The organism is Cupriavidus phytohabitans, assembly GCF_000426345.1.
Lineage (GTDB): Bacteria > Pseudomonadota > Gammaproteobacteria > Burkholderiales > Burkholderiaceae > Cupriavidus.
In genome coordinates, this window is record NZ_AUFE01000017.1 from 22,659 (window position 1) to 48,479 (window position 25,821).

At 63.9% G+C, this 25,821-nt stretch carries 25 protein-coding genes; 7 read left to right on the forward strand and 18 right to left on the reverse strand.

Features of this window, described 5'->3' with window-relative positions; genetic code table 11:
* Positions 1-566 precede the first annotated feature (566 nt).
* On the reverse strand, positions 567-6,095 hold the full coding sequence (locus K309_RS0114745) for an AAA domain-containing protein (RefSeq protein ID WP_084402438.1): 5,529 nt from the start codon (positions 6,093-6,095) through the stop codon (positions 567-569).
* On the reverse strand, positions 6,092-7,309 hold the full coding sequence (locus K309_RS0114750; RefSeq protein WP_029047143.1) for a M48 family metalloprotease: 1,218 nt from the start codon (positions 7,307-7,309) through the stop codon (positions 6,092-6,094). Before K309_RS0114750 ends, K309_RS0114745 begins: the two co-directional genes overlap by 4 nt.
* Before the next feature lie 155 nt (positions 7,310-7,464).
* Here K309_RS0114750 and K309_RS0114755 point away from each other — a divergent pair, with 155 nt between their 5' ends.
* Positions 7,465-7,914 carry a hypothetical protein gene (locus K309_RS0114755; RefSeq protein WP_029047144.1) on the forward strand — a complete coding sequence of 150 codons (450 nt, stop codon included), beginning with the start codon at positions 7,465-7,467 and terminating at the stop codon, positions 7,912-7,914.
* 113 nt (positions 7,915-8,027) lie between these two features.
* Here K309_RS0114755 and K309_RS0114760 read toward each other — a convergent pair whose 3' ends face one another.
* The 6 genes from K309_RS0114760 to K309_RS0114785 all read right to left on the reverse strand — a co-directional run bounded on the left by K309_RS0114760 (position 8,028) and on the right by K309_RS0114785 (position 13,687).
* On the reverse strand, positions 8,028-8,408 hold the full coding sequence (locus K309_RS0114760; protein WP_369796426.1) for a DUF5676 family membrane protein: 381 nt from the start codon (positions 8,406-8,408) through the stop codon (positions 8,028-8,030).
* Entirely contained in the window at positions 8,329-8,994 is a 666-nt protein-coding gene (locus tag K309_RS0114765) for a methyltransferase family protein (protein ID WP_029047146.1), read from the reverse strand. Before K309_RS0114765 ends, K309_RS0114760 begins: the two co-directional genes overlap by 80 nt.
* Complete coding sequence (locus K309_RS0114770; protein ID WP_029047147.1) at positions 8,994-9,254, reverse strand: DUF2933 domain-containing protein; 261 nt, start codon at positions 9,252-9,254, stop codon at positions 8,994-8,996. The genes K309_RS0114765 and K309_RS0114770 overlap by 1 nt, the downstream gene beginning before the upstream one ends.
* Positions 9,255-9,611: 357 nt before the next feature.
* A complete protein-coding gene (locus K309_RS0114775; protein ID WP_029047148.1) occupies positions 9,612-9,833 on the reverse strand; it encodes a hypothetical protein in 222 nt (73 codons plus the stop codon).
* On the reverse strand, positions 9,830-12,163 hold the full coding sequence (locus K309_RS0114780) for a heavy metal translocating P-type ATPase (protein WP_232232390.1): 2,334 nt from the start codon (positions 12,161-12,163) through the stop codon (positions 9,830-9,832). The genes K309_RS0114775 and K309_RS0114780 overlap by 4 nt, the downstream gene beginning before the upstream one ends.
* 342 nt (positions 12,164-12,505) lie before the next feature.
* Complete coding sequence (locus tag K309_RS0114785; protein ID WP_029047150.1) at positions 12,506-13,687, reverse strand: methionine adenosyltransferase; 1,182 nt, start codon at positions 13,685-13,687, stop codon at positions 12,506-12,508.
* A gap of 418 nt (positions 13,688-14,105) precedes the next feature.
* Between K309_RS0114785 and K309_RS0114790 the strand changes: the two genes are divergently transcribed.
* Positions 14,106-14,285 (forward strand): DUF3606 domain-containing protein, encoded by a 180-nt coding sequence (locus tag K309_RS0114790; protein WP_029047151.1) that lies wholly within the window; start codon positions 14,106-14,108, stop codon positions 14,283-14,285.
* 283 nt (positions 14,286-14,568) lie between these two features.
* Here the strand turns inward: K309_RS0114790 and K309_RS0114795 are convergent, their stop codons facing one another.
* Positions 14,569-15,429 (reverse strand): MBL fold metallo-hydrolase, encoded by an 861-nt coding sequence (locus K309_RS0114795; RefSeq protein ID WP_029047152.1) that lies wholly within the window; start codon positions 15,427-15,429, stop codon positions 14,569-14,571.
* 83 nt (positions 15,430-15,512) lie between these two features.
* Here K309_RS0114795 and K309_RS0114800 point away from each other — a divergent pair, with 83 nt between their 5' ends.
* The 5 genes from K309_RS0114800 to K309_RS0114820 all read left to right on the forward strand — a co-directional run bounded on the left by K309_RS0114800 (position 15,513) and on the right by K309_RS0114820 (position 17,583).
* Complete coding sequence (locus tag K309_RS0114800) at positions 15,513-15,851, forward strand: ArsR/SmtB family transcription factor (RefSeq protein ID WP_029047153.1); 339 nt, start codon at positions 15,513-15,515, stop codon at positions 15,849-15,851.
* On the forward strand, positions 15,845-16,279 hold the full coding sequence (locus K309_RS0114805) for a YeeE/YedE family protein (RefSeq protein WP_029047154.1): 435 nt from the start codon (positions 15,845-15,847) through the stop codon (positions 16,277-16,279). Before K309_RS0114800 ends, K309_RS0114805 begins: the two co-directional genes overlap by 7 nt.
* A gap of 1 nt (position 16,280) precedes the next feature.
* Complete coding sequence (locus tag K309_RS0114810) at positions 16,281-16,712, forward strand: DUF6691 family protein (RefSeq protein WP_029047155.1); 432 nt, start codon at positions 16,281-16,283, stop codon at positions 16,710-16,712.
* Between the two features lie 226 nt (positions 16,713-16,938).
* A complete protein-coding gene (locus K309_RS0114815) occupies positions 16,939-17,142 on the forward strand; it encodes a YgaP family membrane protein (protein ID WP_029047156.1) in 204 nt (67 codons plus the stop codon).
* 93 nt (positions 17,143-17,235) lie between these two features.
* Positions 17,236-17,583 carry a carboxymuconolactone decarboxylase family protein gene (locus K309_RS0114820; RefSeq protein ID WP_029047157.1) on the forward strand — a complete coding sequence of 116 codons (348 nt, stop codon included), beginning with the start codon at positions 17,236-17,238 and terminating at the stop codon, positions 17,581-17,583.
* A gap of 559 nt (positions 17,584-18,142) precedes the next feature.
* On the opposite strand, the gene K309_RS0114825 is transcribed toward K309_RS0114820, so the two are convergent.
* The 9 genes from K309_RS0114825 to fisR all read right to left on the reverse strand — a co-directional run bounded on the left by K309_RS0114825 (position 18,143) and on the right by fisR (position 25,645).
* The gene (locus K309_RS0114825) at positions 18,143-18,670 is read right to left on the reverse strand and encodes a hypothetical protein (RefSeq protein WP_029047158.1); all 528 of its coding nucleotides are present in this window, start codon (positions 18,668-18,670) and stop codon (positions 18,143-18,145) included.
* Positions 18,671-18,753: 83 nt separating this feature from the next.
* On the reverse strand, positions 18,754-19,614 hold the full coding sequence (locus K309_RS0114830; RefSeq protein WP_029047159.1) for a sulfurtransferase: 861 nt from the start codon (positions 19,612-19,614) through the stop codon (positions 18,754-18,756).
* A 361-nt stretch (positions 19,615-19,975) separates the two neighbouring features.
* Positions 19,976-20,797 (reverse strand): sulfite exporter TauE/SafE family protein, encoded by an 822-nt coding sequence (locus K309_RS0114835; protein WP_029047160.1) that lies wholly within the window; start codon positions 20,795-20,797, stop codon positions 19,976-19,978.
* Between the two features lie 26 nt (positions 20,798-20,823).
* Positions 20,824-21,102 carry a cyd operon YbgE family protein gene (locus K309_RS36585; protein WP_051320468.1) on the reverse strand — a complete coding sequence of 93 codons (279 nt, stop codon included), beginning with the start codon at positions 21,100-21,102 and terminating at the stop codon, positions 20,824-20,826.
* On the reverse strand, positions 21,099-21,215 hold the full coding sequence (gene cydX, locus K309_RS39560) for a cytochrome bd-I oxidase subunit CydX (RefSeq protein WP_029047162.1): 117 nt from the start codon (positions 21,213-21,215) through the stop codon (positions 21,099-21,101). The genes K309_RS36585 and cydX overlap by 4 nt, the downstream gene beginning before the upstream one ends.
* A gap of 18 nt (positions 21,216-21,233) precedes the next feature.
* Positions 21,234-22,370 (reverse strand): cytochrome d ubiquinol oxidase subunit II, encoded by a 1,137-nt coding sequence (gene cydB / locus K309_RS0114850; RefSeq protein WP_029047163.1) that lies wholly within the window; start codon positions 22,368-22,370, stop codon positions 21,234-21,236.
* A 10-nt stretch (positions 22,371-22,380) separates the two neighbouring features.
* A complete protein-coding gene (locus tag K309_RS0114855) occupies positions 22,381-23,955 on the reverse strand; it encodes a cytochrome ubiquinol oxidase subunit I (RefSeq protein ID WP_029047164.1) in 1,575 nt (524 codons plus the stop codon).
* Positions 23,952-24,146 (reverse strand): cytochrome oxidase putative small subunit CydP, encoded by a 195-nt coding sequence (gene cydP, locus K309_RS36590; protein WP_035877549.1) that lies wholly within the window; start codon positions 24,144-24,146, stop codon positions 23,952-23,954. The genes K309_RS0114855 and cydP overlap by 4 nt, the downstream gene beginning before the upstream one ends.
* 191 nt (positions 24,147-24,337) lie before the next feature.
* Complete coding sequence (gene fisR, locus K309_RS0114865; protein WP_029047165.1) at positions 24,338-25,645, reverse strand: sigma 54-dependent transcription regulator FisR; 1,308 nt, start codon at positions 25,643-25,645, stop codon at positions 24,338-24,340.
* Positions 25,646-25,821: the final 176 nt, after the last annotated feature.

Genomic DNA, 25,821 nt, shown 5'->3' on the forward strand with positions numbered 1-25,821 from the left:
GCTTAGTCCGCCGACCACTTTGCAATTCATGCCTGGTCGAGTGGAGTCCCTGCTCATCAACTTTGATCGGTGCCCCACCTCAGCTCATTCGCTTCGGCCCGCGCGTAAGCGCGGGCGTCACATCGGTAGTTGCCGGCGTATAGTACTAAGCGGAAGGCCCCGCTCGCGCTGGGCTATTCCAAGCTTGCCATGGAGTGCCTTGCAAGATGCGTCTCAGATCCGTGCAAGTACTTGTGGCCCTGACCGTGCTGGGCGCTTGCGCCTCGAAGACCGACGGTACCCAGCCCGGAAAGACGGCCGCGGACGAGCGGCCTGGCGTGCCAGTCGGCCCCAGGCGCGACTGCCAGGCAGAGGCCGACGCGCTTCTCGGGACTGCCCCTCTGTCCGTTGTGCGGGCCGTGTTTAACTCCTGCACGGCGGAGAACCGAGGTAGCAAGCCAGGCCAGTGAGATCCTGGCGTATTCGTTCCGAAAGCGCGCTTGATGGAAGCAAGGACGGGAGAATGGAATTTGGGGAGGTGACGCAATGACGATGGAGCATTTTGCTGACCTCCCGCCTCCCGCGACCTACGCGTCCACGTAACCCTTGCGCAGTTTCTCCGCCACCAGCTTGTCCATCTCGCGCCGGGCCCGCTCGGCGCTGTCGAACGCCTTCACGCTCGTTTGCCCCGCGCTGCCGATGCGGCCATAGGTGACGCAAAGCTCCGCCCCCCGCACGCTGGCCCGCCAGAACTTGCGCGACGTACCCTGCTCGAAGCGCAGCGTCTGCGTGAACGCTTCTTGCACATCCAACGCGGTTGCCGCCGCCTGAAGTTCATCCGTTTCATCCGTTGCGGCTGCGCCGTGCAGGGTGGCAGGCTTCGCCAACGGGGCCGCCATCTCCACCTCCACGTCAAGTGCGCGATCTTCGCCTTTGGCCAGCATGGCTTCGATGCGGGCAAGCACGGCGTCCCGATCGTCGAGCCAGTCCTTGCCCGGGATGTCCAGCACCCGCCAGCCGAAGCTGCGCAGGATGCCGGGACGGAACACATAGCGTTCAGCGGTATCCGTTACCGCCTCCGACGGCGAATCGAGCAGGATTGCCAACGCGTAGCCTTGTCCCGACGGCTCGGCAATGGCCAGGTCGCAGCGGAACTGCGAGCGGCCAACGTTGGCGTGCACCTGGTGGCCGCGCGCGCGCAGCGCCTCGGCCAGAGCGTCGCGGATGCTGTCCGGCGTGGCCTCGCGCGTGAAGACGTCGCGCGCGCCCGGGTTCAGCGTGCCAAGCACCGCCTGGGCACGCGCGAACTGGCCGCGCGCGCTGGCCTGCGCGAACTGCAGGAACGCCCGCAGCGCGGCCGCGCCATCGTTGTGCACATTGGTGATCGCCTCGGCCTGGATCGTCGACACCACCGCCATCCGATGGCGCGCGCGGCTGAAGATCACGTTCAGGCGCTTCTCGCCCCCACGCTGGTTGATCGGGCCGAAGTTCATCAGCATCTTGCCATCCGGCCCCGGCGCGTAGCAGATGCTCAGGATGATCACGTCGCGCTCGTCGCCCTGCACGTTCTCCAGATTCTTGACGAACAGCCCGTTGAACTGGTCGTCGTCCTCGCGCACGTACTCGCGCTCGAGGCGCATCGCGAAGTCCGCGTCTTCGGCGGCCAACGCCTCGAGCGCTGACTCGATGGCGCCCTGCTGCGCCTCGGAAAACGCCACGATGCCCAGGCTCAGCCCGGTCTCGCGGCACAGCATCTCGCGCACGGTGCGGGCGATGTAGACAGCCTCAGGCGCATTGCGGCGGTCCGCATAGACGCCGTCGGCCAGCCAGTGGAAGCTGACTGGCCGTGCCAGCAACGCGTCGGCGCCAGCAATGCCGGCATCCTGCTGGTCCGAGCGAAGCCGAGCCGCCTCATCCTCGGCCTGTTCCAGCACACGGTCGGGAATGGTGACAAGGCGGCCGTCGTAGAAGGCGGCGTTGGAGAAGCTGATCAGCGATTCGTGACGGCTGCGGTAGTGCCACGCCAGCAGCGTCGCTGGCAGGTTGCGCGCGGCCTGGTTCAGCAGGCTGTCCGAATCGAGGTTGATGGCGATGCGGTCGCCCTCCTCCTCCACCACGATCTCGTCGTCGCCCTCGGCGCCACCGGCCGTAAAGAAGCTCGTCGGGGGCAGCTGCATCTCGTCGCCGACCACTACCACCTGGCGCGCGCGGCTGAGCGCGGGCACGGCCTCCTCGGTCGGAATCTGGCTGGCCTCGTCGAAGATCACCACGTCGAACAGGTCCGGCGACAGCGGCAGCGTGTCGGATACCGACAACGGGCTCATCAGCCAGATCGGCTTCAGGTCGTTGATGACGAGGCCGGTCTCGTCGTCGGAGAGATCGCGGATCGAGCGGTGGCGCATGCTCTTGCCGAACTCATGCTCCAGTTCGCGCCGGCCCGTGGCGTATTGCCTCTTGAACGCCTTGCCGTCGGCATCCAGCATCGTCGCCGACAGCGAGGACACGCGCACATGCTCGGCGAAGTGCTTGTGCCGCGTGGCGCGCACCACCTGGGCGTTCAGCGCGAGCAACTCGCGTTGACGCTGCGCCACGGCGCGCGCCGCCTGTGCCAGCGCCGCGCCGCCGCAGCGCGCCAGCACCGGGTTCTCGCGCGCGAGACGGCGCAGCGCCTCGTCGGCGACCAGCGCCTCCAGCTGCGCCGGGGCATGGTCGAGCCACTGCAGCGTGGCGGCGCAGGCGGAGTCGCCCGCATGCACGGCGCGCAACAGCGGCAACAGGTCCGGCAGCTCGTCGAGCGCTTCGCGCAGGTCGCGCAGCAGTTCGGCGATGTCGCCGAGGCGCGCATCGCCGGCCAGCGCCAGCCCGTCGCGCACGCGCTGCGCGAGCTTCTCCAGCGCCTCGCGCGCACCGGCCTCGGCGCGCGCCGCCGCGATCGGATCGACGGCCTGGCGCAGATGCGCGACCAGTTCGCGCGGGCCCGCGCCCGACTGCAGGCGCTGCTCGAGTTCGCTGAGTGCGCGCAGGAAGGCCTGCATCTCGCTCACGCCGTAGCGGCGGCGGCTGTCGGCATCGGCTGCCGCCAGCGCCGCACACGCGGCGTGTTCGGCGGCCAGCGCTTCCAGCACCTTGCCGTAGCCGGGATGGATGGCGTGCTTGCCAAAGTCATAGCGGCGCTTCAGTTCGCCGCGCAGCCGCCACCATGCGGGCTGCAGCCAGCGCGCGATCGACGGCTCCAGCCGCCGCGCGAGCGCCAGCGCCGACTCGGTATCGCCAGGGCTCAGCTTGTCGTGCCAGTTCGACGTGACGGCGCGCGCGTCCGCAAGTGCCTGCGTGCGTGCGTCCAGGTCCGCGCGGACATCGCGCAGTGCCGCTTGTGCCGGCGAGGCCGGATCGAGCAGGTCCAGGTGTGCGGCAAGGCCCGTGTCGAGCAGCCATTGGCTGTCGACGGCAATGGCGCATGCCTGTTCCAGGCTGGTGTCCGGGCCGGTAAGGCTCGCCGTGCTGTCCAGCAGCGGGTCAAGCGCATCGAACAGTGCCTCGGCGTCCTGGCACAGTCGCTCGGCGCGGCCATACGCGCGCTCGTCGGCCACCAGTTGCGCAGACAGGCGCGCGAACGGATGCGCGGCCAGGCTGTCGAGACCGAAACGCTCGCGCATCGCGCGGTGCACGCGGTGTGCAAGATCGCGCTGGCGGTCCCATGCGGCCAGCGCCGGCAGGCGCTCGCGCATCGCGGGCCCCGCTTCTGGCACGGCAGGGAGCGCTACCACGCGGCGCAACAGTGCACGCACGCTGTCGCCGAGTGGCTCAGGCGCCGCGGCCATTGCCGATTCGAAGGCGTCGATACGATGCTGGTGAGCGGCCAGGGCCTCCGCTACCTGCTTGCGGCGTGCCGCCAGTGCATCGCCGTCGTGCGGCTGCGCGATCCACTGCTCGTAGCAGGCGCGCAGGTCGGCAATGAAGGCCTTCTTGTCGGTCTGCGAGTCGTGGATCAGGCAGCACAGCGAATCCAGCCCGCTTTGCTTGAGCCGATGGAACACCACGTCGAGCGCGGCCCGCTTCTCGCAGACGAACAGCACGCGCTTGCCACGCCCCGCGTAGTCGGCGATCAGGTTCGTGATGGTCTGCGACTTGCCCGTGCCCGGCGGGCCCTGGATGATGAAGCTGCGCTGGCCGCGCGCAAGGCCGACCGCAGCGTTCTGCGTCGCATCGGCCGCCACCACGTTCCACTGCTCGGCCGGCGCGAGCGGCGCGGGCGCTTCCGTCTCCACGTCGCGCGGCTCGATCGAGAACACGCGGTCGAACGCCGGATTCGCGCCGGGCTCGTCGAGCAGCTGCGCGTAGTCGCGCACCAGCGACATCTTGCGATAGTTGAAGTTCGCGAGCGTCACCTGCGTCAGGTCCAGATCCCAGGCATAACGGTGGCCCTCGGACGCCTCGAGCACGAAACCCTGGCGCTTTTCGCTTTGCGCCGCGGCGGCGCCGCTCATCTGCGGCTGGCGCGGGCCGGCACCCGGGGGCGCGCCAGCCTCGAAACGCTGCGGCAACTCGCTCGGCCGCACCCAATGCTCGAACAGCGCGCGGCCCAGCGGGCGGTAGTCGTCCTGCGCATAGCTGTACGGCGGCAGCCAGCCGCCCGTGCGCGCAGCGGCCGTGCCTGGCCTGCGACGCTGGAACTGCTGCATCCGCTGCAGCGCCTTCTGCCGCACCAGCCGTACGGCGGCCTTGTCGACGAGGCGCAGCTCCACCGAAGGCTCGGAACGGCGAATCTGCGCGAGAATGCCGGCATGGATCTCCTCGAGCGACGTCTTGCCGAGATCCACGGTCTCCTCGAGCCGGATGTCATAGAGCTGGCTCAGGTAATGGCGCAGCACCGGGTTGAACTCGGCTTCGCCGCCCGCGCACTGGATCACGTACTGGTCGCGCACGCCCTTGCGCCTGACCAGTTCCACCGGCAGCCACAGCAGCGGCGTCACGATGCGCTCGTCCGGCGCCTCCTTCAGGTTGTGCCAGCGCAGGAACGCCACCACCAGGCGCAGGTTGCTGAAGCCATATTCGGCGCGATCGCGGCGCGTCTCGGCGATCAGGCGGTCGAGCGATGCCGGCAGGTATGGCTGGTCGTCGAAGCGCAGCCAGCGCTGCAGCGACACCGGTTTGCCCGCCACCAGATCGGCTGCGAACGGGCCGCCCCAGGTGCAGATATGCTCGGGCCGCACGCTTTCGACCTGCAGCATCAGCGGCACGCTGGCCACCGTCAGGTTGACACTGGCCGCGGTCGGACGGAAGTGCAGCAGGCGGTTGCGCCGCGACAGGTCGAACAGGCGGTCACGCAGGTGCGTGAGCACGGCGGCACGCCGCGGCGTGGCGCCAGTCGTGCCAGCCAGCGCCCGTTCCACGTCCAGGGCTGCCGGCTGCTCGCGCCATGTGCGCAGCCGCGTCACGAGCGCGGCGACATCGGTGGCGCGATCGTGGCGGTTGATCCAGGTCATCTCGACGATCACCGCGGCGACGATCGGGTGCAAGCGCTCGTGCAGCAGGAACAGGTTGCGGCGGTGCGCCACGAAGCTGCGCAGATCGTGCTCATCGGCGAAGTCCAGGCCGCAGGCGAGGCTCGCCAGCACCATGCCGAGCAGGAAGACATCGCCGATCTCGTCATGGTGGCCCAGAAGCCCTTCCCAGCTCGCCGGCCCGCGCAGGTAGACCGGGCGCTCGATCGGCGCGGTGGCATCAAGCTGCAAGGCCAGGTCGGTCTGGTCGCGCTGCCCGTCGTCGGCGTGGCCGAGCTGCAGCGCGCCGACGATATTCAGGCCCGAGGCCGGATGCGGCTGCACGCGATGCACCGCGCCGAGGTCCATGACGGGGAGTTCGCCATCCGGCCGCCGCAGGCGCAGCGCGCCGTCCTCGCTCACCAGTATGCTGTCGGGATCGAGTGCCGCCACCCTGCCCTGCGCATGCAACGCGGCGACCTGCGCGAACAGGGGCAGCACCAGCACCAGGACGTCGTCGACAGGCAGCGCCGCGCCCGCCTGCGCATCGATCAGTGACCGCAGCGTGCGCGGCTCGCCGCTATCGTTCATACCGGCGATGGTGTTCGTGCCGTGGGTCGTGCTGTCATTCATGCCCGGCCCTCCCTGGCCCGTTGGTGATCGGACTGGCGATCGAGCTGGCGCTGGTAGCGGTCCAGTTCGCGCTTGCCGAAGCCGGCGTCGCGGCGCAGGTTACCTTGCAGCGCTTCGACGCTGCCGAGCCCCTGAGCCATCTGGCCGGCGCGCAGCAGGGCCGCGTCCTGCTGGTCGGGGTCCGCGAGTGCCAGGTCCATCATCAATGCGTTCAGATAGCCGCGAACGCTGTCGTCGATCACGCCCTGCCCCAACTTTTCGGGATCGATCGCCGGTTCATCGTCACGCCAGTCCGGGAACATCATGCGCACCTGCGCAAGCACCGCCTCGCTCGCCAGCGGCGTGCCGGCGAGAAAGTGAGCCAGGAATCCGCGCGTGAGCGCCTGCAACCGGACCTGTCCGGGAAGGTCCAGCTTTTCCAGCGCCAACGGGCCGTGCAGGCGGGATTCGATCCACGGATCAAGATCGGCCGCGCCCTCCCACCACAGCGCCAGCGCGCGGGCGCGGATAAAGGTCTCGGGGTGGCTGTGGGCGGCGCTCGCGCCCGGCTCGCTGGATTCGATCTCGACCGCCTGGCGCAGGTAGGCGGCCGCGTCCACGCTGCCCATGCCGGTCTGCACCTTGACCAGCGTCGACACCGCCGGCGCCACCGCACCGGCCGCCACGGCGCCGCCACGGTCGGCAAACAGTTCGGTGTGCAACGCGTAGCGCCGCCAGGTCTCGCGATGGCTGGCACTCGCGCCTGGCGCGGCCAGTGCGTCGTTCAGGATGCGGTCAGCCACCAGGAACTGGTTGTCGTCGCGCGACCACAGCAGGTAGTGGGCCAGCTCGTGGCCGAACACCGCCAGCAGTTCCGGCGGCGCGAGCCGCTCCAGCAGCGGACCCTGCAGGACGATGTGGACCTCCCCGGGCACATAGACCAGCGACGCGTTCATGTCCTGGCCCGGTGACTGGTAGAGCGTTGCGCGCGCTTCGACGCCGAGCCGCGACATCGCCTGCGCCAGCGCCGCGTGGACGTCGGCGTGGGCGTCAGCCTCGATCCGGTAGGTGTCCCGCAGCAGCATCGAGCGCAACGCGTCGCGGTGGTCTGCGCCGGTAGCGCGAGCGCTGGCCCAGCGCCAGACCTCAGGCTCGTGGCGACGCAGATAGTCGACCACCGTTGCGTGATAGGCCAGCGGCAGCAGCGCGCCGCGATCCGGGGCTTGAGAGTCCATGCGGGACGTTCCAGGGTTGGTGGTAGCCGATTCTACAAGGTGGCGATCGCCAGGGGAGCCTCCGCGGCAACTTCCCGCGCGAGCCTGTCCGCATGCCGCGCCGTGTAAACTCCCGCACTGGCCGATCGCCGAACATCTCCTACCTGAGAAAGAACATGACTCGACAACCACTTCGTACGCTGTGCCTGACCCTGCTGCTGAGCGCTGCCATTGCCCCGGCGCTGGCCGATGACCTGAAGAACGCTGCGGGAGGCGGCCTTGGTGGCGCCGCGGGTGCGGCCCTCGGTGGCGCACTAGGCGGCAGCACGGGCGCCGTGATTGGTGGTGCGGTGGGTGGCGGTGCGGGCGGCGCGGTGACTGCCAACAAAAAGGAACGCACGGGCGCCATCGTGGGTGGCGCGCTCGGCGGCGGCGCAGGCGCGGCGGCCGGCAATGCCCTGGGCGGCCGGACCGGCGGCATCGTGGGTGCCGCGGCCGGCGGTGCAGCGGGGTCGGCGCTGGGCGGCAATGTATCCCGCAACAACCATGCCGATAACCACGAAAGCGGCAATCGCGGCAATCGCGGCAAGCACAAGGGTCAGAACAAACATCGCCACAACGACTGAGCGAGACGATGCACGGGCGCCCGGCGGCGCTGGCGAAAGCGTCCGCCGCGGCCGCCAGCCACGGCGTCACTTCGAGGTTTGCATGACCGCCAATAAATCTCGGCGCTCGAGGCTTACCGGTTGCTCGCAAGCGTGTTATAGAGCCAGGCAAAGAAGCTCCCGGCGGCAAAGAACCAGATCGCGAACAGAAAGCCTGGATAGACGATAGACCACCAGGACAGGGGCTCACCAGTTCGCAGTCGTCGGAATTCAAGTCCGTGAAAAAGCGCATTCACGAAATCCATGAAAGGCTCGGGGAATACCAGCCAAACTACGGTGCACAAGGTATAAAACAGCAAGATCGTGGCTGACAGTGTCACGCCGGTTCTAAAGGGCTTCATAGTAGCCTCCATCTCCAACGGTTTCCGCATGACCTCAATGAGGCTTGGCTCGAGGAACGTCACCTTCGCCGAAGTGCGGGATGAAGCCGGGAGTCTTTCTGCGATAATCCTCATACTCCTGACCAAATGCAGCCAGTGCGTCCTGCTCTTCGGCATGGGCAAGTCGTACGTACATCCAGACCAGGATGGGGAACATCACCAGCGTGAGTATCGTCGGCCATTGCAGCAGGAATCCGAACATGATCAGGATGAATGCAACATACTGCGGATGCCTCATGCGTGCATAGAGCCCCGATGTGGCCAAGCGCTGCTCCTGTTGGGCCTTGTACAGGACCCGCCAGGCAGCCGACAGCATCAAGAACCCGCCGAAAATCAGGATGTCACTAGCGATGTGAAATGGCCCCAGGTGCGGATTCCCTTGCCAGCCGAGAATCATCTCCGGGAGATGGCCTGCATCGTGGGAAAGGAAATCGGTACCCGGGAACTTCGCCGACAGCCATGGCAACAGGAAATAGATGGTCAGGGGAATGCCATACATTTCGGTGAAGAGCGCCACAATGAACGCCGAAAAGGCACCGAAGGAACGCCAGTCCCGCGATGTCTTCGGCCTAGTGAAACTGAAGGCGAAGATTAGGAAGACCGCAGAGTTAATGATCACCAGTGACCAGAGACCGTAGCCGCTTTGCGCATTGGATTCCATCATCGTTCTCCCCTCGTGTCCGAGCCCTTCGAGCCGTCACGCTGTCCATGTCCCTGGACATGGCCGTGGTGCATGAAGAGATGCATCAGTGGGCATGCAGCCAGGAGCAGGAACGGCAAGAACTGAATGACGTGCGCCCGGTGCTCCGTCCAGAGAAAGTAGCCAATGACCAGAACGAACCCAATTGTGACTACCTTGGAGCGGGAAATCTTTCGCTCGGTATCGTCCCGGGACTCATGATTGCGGTGGTCGTGATTCATGCCGTCCTCCAATGAGAAGGCCCTCGGATGTCGCTCAGCAGCACCGGCGGCGGCGATGATGTCGGTGCACATGTCCTTCTGGTTCTTGCCGAAAGACTGTGCCAGACGCCTCAGATTCGAAGAGGAGGATGTGCCCCTCGATGTTTTACATGATCGCGTGCGCCGTATTTACCTTGTTGCCGGCGACGGGGTATCGAGCAGTGGCGCTCTACACCCGCGTTGTGTAAGGGCAGCCCACCGTCTTGATTTGTTCGATGGCTCATGAATCGTCGCCACGCTATCAGAGCTGCGACACCCATCCCAAGAAAAATCCACGCCAGAATCTGCGAGAGCCAGGTCATGTGGAGGTCCTCCGCTTCAAGGATTGCCGCGAACCTTGCGCTCACGGTCCACCGCCTGCTGAATGTCGCGTTCGCACTGACGCGAAAGCTGCCAGCTCATCCACATGACGACGATTGGGCAGGAGAGCAGAAGGATAGCGAGCAGTATCGTGAGTGGTGAAATGCCAAACCAGTACACGACGGCGACGGCTAGCAGCGTCGCCAGTGCCGCGCAAATCCATGCGACAGTGCGCCTCATGTTGCCTCCGTACGGGCTTGGCCAAGCCGCACACGCTTAAGCAACGCGGAGTTGGCCACGACGCTCAATGAAGACAGCGCCATGGCCGCCGCTGCAAGTATGGGGTTCAACAGCCCGAGCGCCGCGATTGGAATGCCTATAGTGTTGTAAATGAACGCCCAGAAGAGGTTTTGCTTGATTTTGCGCATCGTGGCGCGGGAGAGCTGGATAGACGCCACTACGTCACGAACATCATTGCGGATGAGGATGATGCTGCCCGTCTCCTTGGCAACGTCAGAGCCAGAGCCGATAGCGATACCGATGTCGGCCGCCGCAAGTGCTGGTGCGTCGTTTACGCCATCGCCCACCATCGCCACGACATCGCCCTGTTTTTGGAGGTCATGGATGGTTTGGACCTTGTCTTCCGGCATGACCTCGGCAATCACGCGGTCGATGCCAACCTGCCGGCCAATGGCTTCGGCCGTGCGGCGATTGTCACCGCTGAGAAGAACCACTTGGATGTTGCGCGACTTCAAGGCGGCCACAGCCTCAGCCGCCTCCGGCTTGACCGTGTCCGCGACGGCCACCACGCCAAGCAGGCTGGTGGCGGCGCCAACCAGCATCGCGGTCTTCCCGTCGGCCTCGAGCCGGCGGAGAACAGGTTCGACATCACCAATCGGAATCCCCTGGCGTGCAAACAGACGCCGGTTTCCCAGCCACACCTGCTGGCCTTCAACCTGTCCGTGAATGCCCATGCCAGACAGCGCAGTAATGCCGGTTGCCATGGGAATGGCCACACCGCGATGCTGGGCGGCACGCACGATGGCTTCGCCCAGAGGGTGCTCAGACCTACTTTCCACCGCGGCCGCAAGGGTCAAGAGAGTTGATTCCTCCTGATTCGACAATGAGATGACATCGGTGACAGTAGGCTCTCCGCGCGTAATCGTGCCCGTCTTGTCAAAGACAACCGCCGTCAGTTTCTCGGCGCGCTCCAGCACTTCGCCACCGCGTATCAGGATGCCATTGTCTGCCCCCTTGCCGACGCCAACCATCAGTGCCGCAGGTGTCGCGACACCCAGGGCACATGGACAAGAAATAATCAGAACCGCGACAAACGCAAGCAGCCCATGGGGGAAATGCCCCGCCACGGTCCACCCAACCAAGGCCAACATGGCAACCGAGACAACCGCCGGCACAAAGTAGCCAGTGACCTGATCAGCGAGGCGCTGAATCTGCGCGGTGCTGGCTTGGGCATCCTCGACCATCCTGATAACTTGGGCGAGCGCGGTGTCAGCGCCGATCTTGGTCGCCTGGAAGGTGAAAGCACCGCTGCGGTTCAGGGTCCCGCCAATGACGGCGGTACCGGGCTTCTTCTCAACGGGCATCGACTCGCCAGTCAGCATCGACTCGTCGACACTGGTCTCCCCCTCGACGATCTTGCCATCCGTGGGAATCTTCTCGCCCGGGCGCACTACGACCGCCTCGCCGACCATGATGCTTTCCGCCGGAATCTCGGTTTCCTTCCCGTCGCGGATGACGTGGGCTACCGCGGGACGCAGGTCAAGCAGTCGGCGAACGGCGGCAGAGGACTTCTTCTTGATGATTTCCTCCATGTACTTACCCAGCAACACGAAGGCGATAATCACCGCGGATACCTCGAAGTAGACGTCCCGCTCTTCCACTTCTACGGGTAGCCACGACGGAAAGAACAGGACCACCACGCTGTAGAAATACGCCACGGATGTTCCCAGGGCGATGAGGAAGTCCATGTTGATGTTGCGCGTCCGGATGGCGTTCCACGCGCCCTTGTAGAAGCTCCAGCCGCCAACGAACTGCACAGGCGTTACCAGCAAGAACAGCCAGATCCCCCACGTGAACCATGGCAGCGCCGGAATCGGTGCCCACGTCAGCAGCGTCGCACCGGCCGCCAACGCCAGGAAGGCGCCGGCCCGTAGCACTGCCAACGCGAGGACGCCGGTGAGCGCTATCGTCACGCGCGTCTTCATGGCCTTCAACTCGCTCTCCGGCGACTCGAAGGTCCGCAGGCAACTCTCGCTGCAGAAGTAGTACTTGCGGTTGCCGCGCTCTGTCGACAGGGCCGTAGGCTTGTCGACCATCATGCCGCAGATGGGATCCTTGGCGAGTTGCCTGGAGCCACCGCGGGGCGGCGCGTGAGTAGTCATGGCGGGCGGCGCAGCGCTAGCATCTGCCAGGGGAAGCTCGCCTGATGGCCGGGGAATATATTGCGCAGGGTTGGCGAGGAACATCTGCTCGCAATGTTTTGAGCAGAACCAATAGCGCCTTTGGTTGACATCTGCACTGGCAGCAGCATCCCCGGGAGAAATTGCCATGCCACATACCGGGTCCCGTACTGGCACGTGACCTGTGCTCGCATCTTGGACGGCGACTTGAGGTGCCTGCGCATCGCCAGTACCGTAGTCGTCCCCTACGGGAGTCATAGACTTGGTCGGCATCTCATCCTCCTGGGGGCGATGGAGCAAGGCAGGACTTACATTTTCAGTATCGACACCCAAGAGAACTGGTTCTTGATGCCAATCAAGGAACGCGAATGCAGCGACGCCGTCGCGTGGCGACCCGGGTGCGCGACAGCGCACGAAAACTCAGGAGATGGTGCGGGACACCGGCGCCGCGCGTTCGGAAGATATGCTCAGCAGTCGCCGGGCCTGCCGGGCTCAGAAGACAGGCAACGTTCCGGTCGCCAGTTCCTTGACTAACGTGGGAAGGTCTGCCAGCTGCTGCCGGGCGATTTCACGGATGTGGTCATGTTCCACGGTCGTGAGCCTGTCTTCTGCAACAACATTGATGGCAACCAGCTGCGGCTGGTCGATTGGCCTTCCAATGCCGGAGAGAAGGCGGACAACAACCATATCCAAATCGGCTACGTCCGTCAGAATGCGCGCAGCCAATTGGTGGGCGAGCACATTGTAGAGCTTGCCAACATGTGCCGCCGGGTTCTTCCCTGCGGTGGCCTCCAGTGACATGGGGCGATACGGTGTAATCAAGCCATTGACCCGGTTTCCCCGACCGACCTGTCCGTCATCGCCGTGCTCCGCGCTCAGGCCAGTGACGGTCAGATAGACGCCACTCTCGTCATGGGCACCCAGGTCGTCCAGAGTATTGATGGCAATCTCGCACGCCGGTTGAATGCGCTCGGCAAGATACGACGCTATCCGCTCCTTCAGTGCGAAGTACTCTTTAACCCCGCTTACGTATCGGTCAACAAACGCCAACGCGATAGTAAGGTGGCGGCTCGCATCGAGCCGACTGCCCATGATCTTGAAATCGTGTCCTGCCACGTTGAAAGCGGCCTTGAATTCACTTGAGCGTAATAGTTGGGCGGATGAAAGCACGGCCATTTCGAGGTTTGAAAGAGGTGCGTAACCCACGCCAAAAGACGTGTCATTGGATAGCGGAATGGTTTGGGTACCAGTCACACGCCGGAGGTTTGGGGCCGACGGTCGAAGGATGGGCTCAATCTCGATTTCGCAACCGATTGTGCCCAGGTGGTCCCTGAAGTACTCGCGGATGGCCGACTCGACGATGACCTCCGCCTTGGCGGATGACAATTCGGTGACGGGTCCCGACACCAACAGGCGCATTGGCCGCAAGAGCTGGCCGCCGCCGAATTTTGGTGCACTGATGCCGCCGATGAGTAAGGCCTTGTCCAGGTTGAAATGCTGGATGACTCCGTAGGCGTCCAGGTACGCCCGACACAGGGCACGGGCCGCAGCCTCAACCGCACCATCGCAAAGGCTATCCGGGTGTCCGACGCCCTTGTGCTCGCACATCTCGGTCGGTCCTATCCACCCTGGGGCAGTAGAAACGGAAATCGCAATGGTCCCGGCGGTCGACATCACTCCCCCCAGCACGGAAGCGCCATATGGCCATTCTATGCTGCCGGCCCATGGCCCTAAGTTTGCCTTTTTCGAATGCTAACCTTCTGTCGAGCCTGCAGCGCAAGCGTTGGATTTGAGCCAGGTATGTGTGCCCGGTCTACCATTAACAACACATACTTTGAATGACCGAGACGGGTTGGCCTGGCCGCAGGCCTCCTCCACCAGGTGGGGCAGCCTTACTTCGGCGGGGTGGGTCATTTTTACATCGGGGCTTACAGGAAAGAACCTGTTGACGTGGATCAATGACCCGCGCCGGCCAGCCACTATCTTGGTGAAGCACAACCCTCACAAGCGTTTGAACGGGCATGCAACGATAACCTACGCACTGGCCCAAACTGTGGGCCGGGTTGCGTGGCAGCACAGACAGGAGAAAAGCATGATTAATGCAACAAGTGAGTTCAGGCCCTTGGATCCTGGCCGCGTCAACTTGGGAGATCCCCTTGAAGTGCAGTACTGGTGTCGCGAACTGGGCTGCAGTGAGCGGGATCTGGAAGACGCCGTGAGTACGGCCGGAGACCACATCGCGGCGGTGCGCGACCAGTTGGAAGCGAAATAGCCAGACACACGGCCTGGCTGAATCCCATTTCCATCCAACCCAGCAGTTCGGGAACGATGGCGACTCACGTTAGCCGCTGCTGCGGCAAATGCCGGCGCATTGCTCAAGTTGCTCGTTAGCCCGGACCTCGGCCAGAGAAATCGCCATGCGAGCAATTGCCGCTGGATAGTGCGTAAATGGAAGCCGAGGTCAAATTGCTCAGAGGAGGACTTGCATGAAGTATCGGAATTCCGACAAGTGGCGTGCCGCCACTGTGGTGTCCCGAATCGCGTGGCAGGCGGCCTTATAAGGCGTTGAGCGGAATCTTCAGATAGCGAACTCCATTCGCCTCAGGCGGAGGCAACTCACCGGCCCGGATGTTGACCTGTACAGACGGTAATATCAGCGTCGGCATCGCCAGCGTTGCATCACGCGCCTTCCGCATGCCCACGAACTGCTCCTCGCTCACACCGTCGTGCACGTGGATGTTGCATTTCCGCTGCTCACGCACCGTCGTCTCCCACGTAGGCCCGCGCCCTTCGGGCGGATAGTCGTGACACATGAACAATCGCGTCTCATCCGGCAGGTCCAGCAGCTTGCGGATGGAGCGATACAACTCGTGTGCGTCGCCTCCGGGGAAGTCGCAGCGGGCAGTGCCGACGTCCGGCATGAACAGCGTGTCGCCGACAAAGACTGCATCCCCAATCTGGTATGCCATGTCAGCAGGGGTGTGCCCTGGCACGTGAATCGCCTTGCCGGTCAGCCCACCGATGGCGAAAGTCTCGCCGTCCTCAAACAGGTGGTCAAACTGTGAACCATCGAGGCGGAACCCCGGCTCCAGATTGAAAAGCTCCTTGAACACGCCCTGCACACGACGGATGTTCTGGCCGATGGCAATGCAGCCACCCAGTTGACGCTTGAGGTAAGGCGCCGCAGAGAGGTGGTCGGCGTGCGCATGTGTCTCAAGAATCCATTCGACCCGCAGCCCATGCTCACGTATGAATGCGATGACCTTATCCGCGCTTGCCGTCGATGTCCGACCTGACTTTGGGTCATAGTCCAGCACCGAGTCGATTATGGTGCACTCGGAGCGCCCCTCTTGATAGATCGCGTAGGTCACGGTCCAGGTGGCCGGGTCGAAGAACGGTTGAATGGTCGGTTGCATGCTTGGCCCCTTGGATGCAAACATTCTATTCACACACATTCTATTTTTCAATATACTATTGATGTACGAAGTGTAGACGACCTATGAACCAGCCGCACCCAACTATCGACCTCGCCACCATGCAAGCTGCCGCAACAAACGCCTGCGCCCTGCTGAAGGTGCTCGCCAATCCGGACCGCCTGCTGCTGATGTGCCAGCTGTCACAGGGCGAACTGTCTGTCGGCGAACTGGAGGCGCAACTCGGCATCCGGCAGCCGACGCTGTCCCAGCAACTCGCCGTGCTCCGCGAAAACGACCTGGTGGCGACGCGCCGCGACGGCAAGAGTATCTTCTATTCGGTGGCAAGCGCACAGGCGCTCGCGGTCATGACCGTGCTTTATCAACAGTTCTGTGCTGACACGTCAGGGGACGCAACATGCTGATTGACCTCGCTAACTTTACGCCTGGCCTGTCACTAGCTGGCGGACTCATCATCGGCGCGGCGGCAGCCGTCCTGGTGCTGTTCAACGGGCGGATTGCCGGCATCAGCGGCATCCTCGGCGGCTTGCTCAGCCTGCCACGCGCCGACATGGCCTGGCGAGTGACCTTCCTCATCGGTCTGGTCGGCGCTCCTGTCATTGCGAGCCTGCTCGGCCAGCCCGCCGTGGCAGATATCCAGGCGAGCTGGGGCCAAATCCTGGTCGCGGGCTTTCTGGTCGGCCTTGGCACCCGCTACGCCAGCGGCTGCACTAGCGGCCACGGTGTGTGTGGCATCTCGCGCGGCTCCGTCCGCTCGCTGGTCGCCACCCTGACCTTCATGGCGGCGGGATTCCTGACCGTCTTCGTGCAATGGCACGTGATTGGAGGCTGATATGACCGCCATTACTGCACTGCTTGCAGGCCTGCTCTTCGGCGTTGGCCTGATGGTCTCCGGCATGGCCAATCCGGCCAAGGTACTGGGATTTCTCGACCTGGCTGGAACTTGGGACCCGTCGCTGGCGTTTGTGATGGTCGGCGCCATCGCTGTCGGCACCCTTGCGTTCATTGTTGCGAGACGGCGCAAGCGCTCATTCCTGGGGCTGCCTGTGCAACTACCGGCCAGCACGACCGTGACGCTTCGGCTGGTACTGGGTAGCGCCGCGTTCGGCATCGGCTGGGGGCTGGCCGGCTTCTGCCCGGGTCCCGCGCTGGTGGCCCTGGGTGCTGGCTATCCCAAGGCAGTTGGCTTTGTCGCCGCCATGATGGCAGGCATGCTCGCCTTCGAAGTCCTCGAGCGGGCGAAATCGAGCCTGCAGCGCGCCTAAGCAGCAGCGATTGCACTACCGCTGGGAAACGTTGAACCGATGGAAAATATCATTGCCAGCAGCGCGCTGCTCGGCGCTGAAGTTGGCCTCATCCTGGCATTGCGCTGAATCATGACCGAACATCCAGATAGACGTCAGAGTGTAAGAGTACGCCGAGGGGAGTGTTGGATGGCCAACCCCAACTGCCCTCGGTTCGCACAATTTCTTCCTTACCAAGGAGCCCGCCATGCAAGCAAATGTTGGAACCATTGACCGAGTCCTCCGCATTGTGATTGGACTGGTCTTGATTAGCCTGGCCGCGACAGGCCGCGTTGGTGCCTGGGGCTGGATTGGCATTCTCCCACTGCTGACAGGTATCGTGCGTGTCTGCCCTGCCTACAGCATTCTGGGCGTGAAGACATGCGCCACATCGAGGTCTGACGTGAAGTAACTTCAATTCGACCGGCCTGGCAGCCTCGGGGCTGCACAGCCACCTCGAACACCTGTCACGCGCCCTGCGCAATTCCCAGAAGAAGGGGTTTTCATGAGTGGTATGCCAGAATTCAAGACCGTGATCAAAGATGTGTCGGCGCAAATGCGCCGCCTGCGCGAGACCCAGCCCGAGTTAATGACAGCATTCAGCCAACTGGCAGCGGCTGGCACCAAAGAGGGAGCGTTGAGCAAGAAGACACGCGAGCTGATTGCGCTGGGTATCGCGGTTGCCTGCCGCTGCGATGACTGCATCGGGTTTCATATCCAGGCGCTCGTCAAGCTGGGCACCACTAGGGCTGAATTGGAGGAGGTGCTCGGAACCGCCGTGTATATGGGCGGCGGGCCTTCGATGATGTATGCCACACACGCGCTCGCGGCCTTTGACGAATTCTCTTCCTAACGCAGCTGGGGCGCTTTCCGAGCTTGATGCGCTGGGGGGGCCAGCGAACATACCCTGCTCTGCTCAAGGATCCCATCGAGCGTGAGCACTTGTAACCCAATGGCAGCGACGACGATGGCAGTGAACAGAGGCGACGCGGGCACCAGATCCCGAAAGCGCGCCGCCAAAGATGGCTGAAACTCCCCGATGCCCCCTCCATACGGCCGACTTCCATCAAGACGAATGCGAAACCGACCAGCGCTCCAGCTCGCGCAGTGTGCCCCTAGTCCTGCACCAAGCACTTTCCACGTATCCAGTTAGGTAATCCAGTTCGAGAGCGAGTGACCGGATTCAAGAAGAGGACCAAGGTATTCGTTGCCTCGCGTGACACCGGGCGCGAACTGCCCTCCCAGCCACGCTGCCAGACGGACCATGAACCCGGATGCACCGAGTCCGTGGCCAGTCAGCAGGAAAGCCAAGAGCAACACCATCCCTAGCGCAACACCGCCAAGAAGGGAGGGCCAGAACGACCGTACCTGCCAGGACGCTGCTTTGTCCTTGGTTGCCAATCCTGAGGAGGCTACCGTGGCATCTGCCTCCACATTTGATGGTTCAGCATCATCTGTTCCATCATCATGTGGTGGAGGTCCATATATTGGTCTGACATGTACTGCCGCTCTCTCAGTTGCTCAGGCGTGAGCTTTGAGTAGTAGCCCCCCATGTTTTGCCACCCCATCATAGGCCCGCCCATCATGCCCCCACCGTGCATTCCCGGGCCACCCATACCCCGCCTACCCGGGCCCCCCATCATTCCCGGTCCCCCTAGCCCACGCATCATGCCCATCGTGCTCTGCATAGTCACCCCGTGGGCTTCAAGCAGCTTCTGCCGTTCCTTTGGATCCTGGGTCTGCCGAATCTTGTCCATTTCTTCTTGCAGCTTCTTGATGTTCTCCTGGACCTGTGCCGCCTGCTTGTCGAACTCGGAAATGTTAACTTTCTCTTGTGTGGTTTGACTGCCCTTGCTCGCAGGCTTTGCTTGCTGCGCTACCGCTGGAACGGTAGAAAGTGCGAACGCCGACAGAACGGTAATGAGAATTTCCTTTTTCATCGTTACTCTCCTCCTATGAATTACTGAAAGAAGACATGCACAGCGAGCTGCGGAGCTTAGCGCTGGGATTCTGGGTGACCGCCCTAGTAGGGCAGGCCCTCTTCAATGGGCAAGGATGGGTCCCTGGACCACTCGTTCCAGGAGCCAAGATAAAGCCGCACGTCTTCGATGCCAGCCTCCTCCAGCGCGACAAAGGTATTGGAAGCACGCGCTCCTTTGAAGCAGAAGACCACAACGGGTGTGTCACGGCGAATTCCGACAGTGGCGCACTCAGCAAGAATTTCCGCTGGTGATTTGAACATTTGCCCAGCCTGCGTCGGCTTCATCATGCGATACCACTCGAGCCAGACTGATCCGGGAATGCGGCCCTTTCGTGGACAGAAGTCCTTGCCATAAGGAGATGAACTCTCCCCAATCCACTCATCGACATCTCGTACGTCGAGTTTTACTGTGTGCGGGTCTGCGACCGCTTTCTTCATCTCGGTCACGTCGACGAGGATGCTGCTTCCAGCCGTTCCGGAAGGGAATGTGACAGGTACCGGCGTAGGCACTTCCGTTGCGCTTGGTAACGCCGCCGCTCGCCATGCGCTGTAGCCACCGTGGAGCACCTTGATTCTGTCCCGAGGATAGCCAAGATAGCGAAGCAGGACGTAACCCCGACAGGACTGCCCGAACCCTGTTGTCATGGACTGCTCATAAATGACGGCAGTTTCCTTCCCGGACAGGCCAGCCTTTGCAAACGCCTCAGTGAATGTTTCGCGCAACGCGGCCAAGCCCTGCGGCGTGGTGCTTGCCAGGTAAGTAAATATCTCGTGGATATTGACCGCCCCGGGCAAGTGGGCTTCCGTGTAGCTTGCCGCATCCCTCGTATCGACCAGGACCACGGGCTCGGCCTTTATGATGGCCGCCAATTCCTCAGGTGTAATGAGAACTCTCGAGTACATGACAAGCCCCTCATACAGTTGCCTCGCACATTCGTTTGCAAACACGACCATGCTTAGTTGGGTAAGGCGCTTTCAGCTGAGGGCCCCTACACGAATGCCAATGCAGGAGCCGATAGGCTGAACATCCGTGAGTGGAATCTAGGTGAGAAGGGGGAGGCCACCTTGATGACCATCAAAGAAACCCTAAGGAGAATGCCGTTAGTGCCCTTGCCGGTCGTCGCCGTACCTGAGCACCTACAATTTGAATTGTGCTGTTCTGCGCCCTCGCGGATCAGCCCTGATTGCCCTTCGAATACACGGCGGAACGCAAGCGCAGCGCGCATCATTCGGCTTGCCTGCCCACGCAGCTTGTTTGTTCGCATCAGCCTGCCATCGCCACCTTCGCCACCATGCCGATAGCGATCAGGCCTGCGACCACGGCAAAACCTTGCTGCAGCCTTGCGCCGCTCAGCCGGCTCGCGAGCAGTCGGCCACCCAGCATCGCCAGCATGGCACCGGCGGCGAACGGCACGCCGACCTGCCAGTCCATGCGTCCGGCAATGGCAGTCGTGATGACGCCCGAAGCCGACACCAGCGTGATGACCGCCAGAGATGTCGCGACAATGGTATGCAGCGGCGCATTGGTGGCCTTCTTCAAGGCGGGAACGATGACAAAGCCGCCACCAACGCCGAGCAGCCCCGAAAGAAAGCCGGCGCCTGCGCCCGACAGCGCGAGGGCACGCGTGCACAAGGCAGTCCAGACAAAGCGTCCCGTCTGGTTGTCGAGCCGGCAAGGCTGCGCGGATTGGGCGGCTTCGGCTGCCTGTAGCGCCCTGCTCCCGGCTGCCTGCCTGAACATCCGCCATGCCACGAACGCCAGCACAGCGGCAAAGAGCAGCGTCAGCGGGCCGTTGGGCAAGCGATGAGCAAACCACAGGCCAACGGGCGAGAACAACGTGCCCGACACCGCCATCAGCAGCGCGGCGCGGTAGCGTACGACGCCGGCACGCAGGCCAAGCATTGCGCCGACGGCCGCCGACAGGCCTACCGCGAGCAAGGCGACCGGTGCCGCCTCCGCCACGCTCAGGTGCAGGACAAAAAGCAACAGCGGTACGGCAAGAATGGCGCCGCCCGCGCCCGTGAGCGCGAGAATGAGGCCGACAACGGCACCCAGTGCCGCGCTGGTGGCAACAATGTTTTCCATCTGGTCATTCACTCAAGATCCGGCGGCTACGCGAATCGCACCGCGAGGCAAGCGGCCAGCGCCATCGCGCTCGCCCAGCCTGAGAGCAGCCGACGTGCCACGGCATGCACCGGAACAAAGCCGACACCGCGAACCAGTGCCGCGCTCATCGCCCAGCACAGCAAGGCCGCGGCAAGATGCGTGCGGCCAGGATTGGCCGCGATCAGAAAGCGGGGATCAACACTGACGACAAGCATGACGACGACCCCCGCCATCAAGGCCGGCCAGTGCATGCCGGGCTGTTGCAGCTTCGCCGGCCGACTCATATGTCTTCCTCCCGGCTGGCGCGGCGCGCCTCCTCGTTCTCGCCCCACATGGCGTTCATCACGGCAAGCAGCACGGCAAATCCCACGCCAAGAACCCAGCTGAAGTACCACATTCGCAAACTCCTTTGATATCAGTAGGCGCTGTGCTCGTTGGCCTTGACGTATTCGACCGTCACCTTGCCGCGCATGACGCGGTAAGCCCATGATGTGTAGCCGATCACGAGGGGCATGAACACGACGGTCGCGCACAGCATGATCGTCAGCGTCAGCTGGCTGGAAACGCTGTCCCAGACCGTCAGGCTGTGGGCCGGCATGCTGCTCGATGGCATGACGAACGGGAACATGCTCGCGCCCGCCGTGCCGATCACGCCTGTCATGCTCAGGCTCGTCGCAACGAATGCGGCAAGCGTGCGCCCCAGCCGCTGAAGCCAGACTCCGGCCAGCGCGCCCGCCACGGCGAGCACGGGCAGCATCCACAGCGCGGGCACGCGTGCGTAGTTGGCCAGCCAGGCGCCGGCCTCGCGCACCACCGCCTTGGCAGTCGGGTCCGCGACGGCGGCCGGTTCGATCGCCGAGGCGATCCTGTACCCGTCCAGCTTGCCGACCCACAGTCCCGCGGCAACGAAGGCCACGCTCATGGCCAGCGCTGCCCAACCGGTGGCGCGGACCGCGCGCTGCTGCAGCGGCCCCTGCGTGCGGTGCGCAAGATACGCGGCGCCATGCATGGTGACCATGGCGCTGCTGACCACGCCGGCCAGCAGGGCAAAGGGATTGAGCAGCGCCCAGAAACTACCCGTGTAGGTCGACACCATGTAGGCGTCGAAATGGTATGGCACGCCCTGCAGCAGGTTCCCGAACGCCACGCCGAAGATCAGCGGCGGCACGGTTCCTCCGATGAACAGGCCCCAGTCCCAGGTACGGCGCCAGCGCGGGTCGTGGATCTTGCTCCGGTAGTCAAAGCCGACCGGGCGGAAGAACAAGGCCCAGAGCACGGCGAGCATGGCCCAGTAGAAGCCGCTGAACGCAGTAGCATAGACCAGCGGCCAGGCCGCGAAGATGGCTCCGCCACCGGTGATGAACCATACCTGGTTGCCATCCCAGTGCGGGCCGACCGTGTTGATGACGACGCGTCGCTCTTCGTCGCTGCGGCCGATGAAGGGCAACAGCGTGCCGACGCCCATGTCGTGCCCGTCCATGATGGCAAAGCCGACAAGCAGCACCCCCACCAGAAGCCACCAGACCAGCTTCAGGGTCGTGTAGTCAAACATGCGAATCTCCTTATGCGTGGGCGTGGGCGTGGGCGTGGACTGGCTCGTTCTGGTAGCGTCCGGTACCGAGGCTGCCGGGCCCCTGCCGCGCGAACTTGACCATCAGGTAGACCTCGACGATCAGCAGGACGGTGTAGAAGCCGACGAAACCGGCCAGTGACCCATACAGACTGGTGACGCTCAACGTGGAAACGCTGAGATGCGTGGGCAGGACGCCGTAGATAGTCCACGGCTGGCGGCCGTACTCGGCGACGAACCAGCCCAGCTCGCAGGCCAGCCATGGCGCGGGCAGCATCCAGATTGCCCAGCGCAGCAGCCAGGGGCGCGAGCGGAATCGTCCCTTCAGCGTGGTCCAGAACGACAGGGCAAACAGTGCCAGCATCGCGAAACCCAGGCCCACCATGGCACGGAACGCCCAGAACATCGGTGTGACGCGCGGAATGGTGTCGCGCACCGCGCGATCGATCATGTCCGGCGTGGCCTGGCGCACGTCCGTCGTATAGCGCTTGAGCAGGAGACCGAAGCCAAGGTCGGCCTGGTGCTGCTTCAGTGTCGCCAGCGCGTGCGCATCGTCACGATGGCTGCGCAGCGTCTCGAGCGCGGTGACCGCCTGGACGCCATTGAGGATCCGCTCGCGGTTGCGCGCCTGGATCTCGTGGATGCCTGGAATCTCCCGGGAGACCGACCGGGTGCCGATCAGGCCCATGACCCAGGGAATCCGCACCGCCCAGTCGTTGCGCTGCGCGCTCTCGTTGATGCCGGCCACGAGGTTGAACGCTGCCGGCGCGGGCTCCGTCTCCCACATTGCCTCGATCGCCGCCATCTTGGTCTGCTGCGCCTCGCCGACCGTGTAGCCGCTTTCGTCGCCGAGCACGATGACCGAGCAGACACTGGCGAGCCCGAAGGCCGCCGCCACGCGGAAGCTGCGCTTGGCGAACTCCACGTCGCGCCCGCGCAGCAGGTACCAGGCCGACACCGACAGAACGAACATCGCCCCGGTGACATAGCCGGCCGAGACCGTATGCACGAACTTGGCCTGCGCATCGGGATTAAAGACGATGGCCCAGAAGTCGGTCATCTCCATGCGCATTGTCTGCCAGTTGAACTCGGCGCCGACCGGGTTCTGCATCCACCCATTGGCGATCAGGATCCACAGCGCCGACAAGTTGGTGCCAAGCGCCATCAGGGCGGTCACGACCAGGTGCTGCACGCGCGAAAGGCGGTCCCAGCCGAAGAAGAACAGGCCGATGAACGTGGACTCGAGAAAGAATGCCATCAGCCCTTCGATGGCCAGCGGCGCGCCGAAGATGTCGCCCACGTAGTGCGAGTAGTACGCCCAGTTCGTGCCGAACTGGAATTCGAGCGTGATGCCGGTAGTCACGCCCAGCGCGAAGTTGATGCCGAACAGCTTGCCCCAGAAGCGGGTCATGTCCTTCCAGACCACATTGCCAGTCATGACATAGACCGTCTCCATGATGACCAGCAGCCAGACCATGCCCAGGGTAAGCGGGACAAATAAGAAGTGATAGAGAGCGGTGGCGGCGAACTGCAGCCGGGAAAGGTCCACCAGTTGTTCCGGGATCACGGACGGGCTCCTTGCAGGCGAAGGTTGCCGGACACCGTGGGTGCGGCGCGCAGGTGCGCGGAGGCAGAGACGGCGTCGACCGGTACGCGCTGTCCGGCGATGAAGGCCAGCCAGAGCCCCAACAGCAGTAACAGCTTGATTGCCAGGACCCAGCCCAGGTGACGCAGCAGGTTTTGATCGGAAGCGTTCATGACGACACATGAACAAGTTCCGTGCCAACCCGATGCGTTGATAAAAAAGGCTGACAAAACAATGGCTTGCCCGTCCAGCGGACGCAGGCGTTCGACTGCCTCGACTGTCAGGCAGGTGTCACCGCTGCCATCGGTGGCACTGAATGGCAGTGATCTGGCAGGAAAACGGCCGTGCGACCGCCTCGGGCGGATCAGCCGATGCCCAGATCCCGTAGCCGGCGGTAGAGCGTGCGCTCGCTCATGCCAAGGGCGCGGGCAAGTTCGCGACGTGTGCCCCGGAACTGGCGGACCTGCGCGCGCAGCGCCTCGTCGTCAGTCTCCCGGGCGCCTGCCATGCGGTGTGCGACCGGGGCCATGCCCGCTTCCCCCAGTCCTGGCGGGAGATCCTTGGCACGGATGACGCCGTCATCGGCGTACAGGCGGGCGCGATCGAGCACATTGCGCAGTTCGCGGATATTGCCCGGCCAGTGATATGCGCGCATCCGAGCCAGCGCCTCCGCGCTCAGGTGGAGCTGGTCCCTGACCCCGCCCCCGCGCTGCAGGATCGACTCCGCCAGCAGCGGAATGTCGTCGGGCCGCTCGCGCAGCGCCGGCAGGTGGATCGGGAAGGCGGCAATGCGGAAATACAGGTCCTGCCGGAACAGCCCCTGGCTGACCATCTGCTCCAGCGGCTTGTGCGTGGCCGCGACCAGCCGGAAGTCTGCCCGCCGCGTTTCCACGCTCCCCACGCGGCGATAGGTGCCGGATTCGATCAGCCGCAGCAGCTTGACTTGCATCGACAGTGGCACATCGCCCATCTCGTCGAGGAACAGCGTGCCGCCATCGGCGGTTTCGACCAGGCCCGGCTTGCGCGTGACCGCCCCCGTGAATGCGCCCTTCTCGTAACCGAAGAGCTCGCTCTCGAACAGGGACTCGGTAAGGCCCGAACAGTCCACCACGACGAACGGCCCGCTGGCGCGGCTGCTGGCCTCGTGCACCGCGCGCGCGAACATTTCCTTGCCGGTGCCGGATTCGCCGAGCAGCAGGACCGGCAGCGAAGAAGGCGCCACGCGCTGCACCGCCTCCAGTGCGGCGTTGAACGCCGCTGAGCGGCCGACCAGCCCCTCCGCACTCGGACGGGCCGATGCGCTGCGCACCGTGCTCAGCCGCTCGACATAGGCAACGACCTGCTGGTCCTCGTCAAGGATCGGGCGCAGTTCGACGTTCACATGCTCCGGACCGCGCGGCGTGTGGTGGATGTGCAGGACGCGGTCCGGGCCCCGCGTCTCGAACGCCTTGCGCATCGGGCAATGCTCGCCGGCCTGGTCGCATGGTACGTCATAGCCATGCGAAATCCGGTAGCAGTACTGACCGAGGTAGGGGCGCTCGACGGCACCGAACTGCCGGCGGTAGGCAGTGTTGGCGGCCAGGATGCGGTAGTCCGTATCGAGGATGATCATCGGCTGGCTTTCCTGTTCCAGGTAGGAAAGGAGAGCCTGGAGCGTGGCTTGGCGATCCATGGGGCGTGGGGGCTTGGGCGGGGCGGCATCGGGGGGGCCGCGCCATTCTGCCAAATCCCGCCATTACTGCCAAGTGGCAGCGCCACGCTTCGCCAGACGGCAGGCGGAACTGGCCGCTGCGCGCAGAAATCATAAAAAAATCAATAACTTAAGAATCAAATCAGTCTTGGCACGAG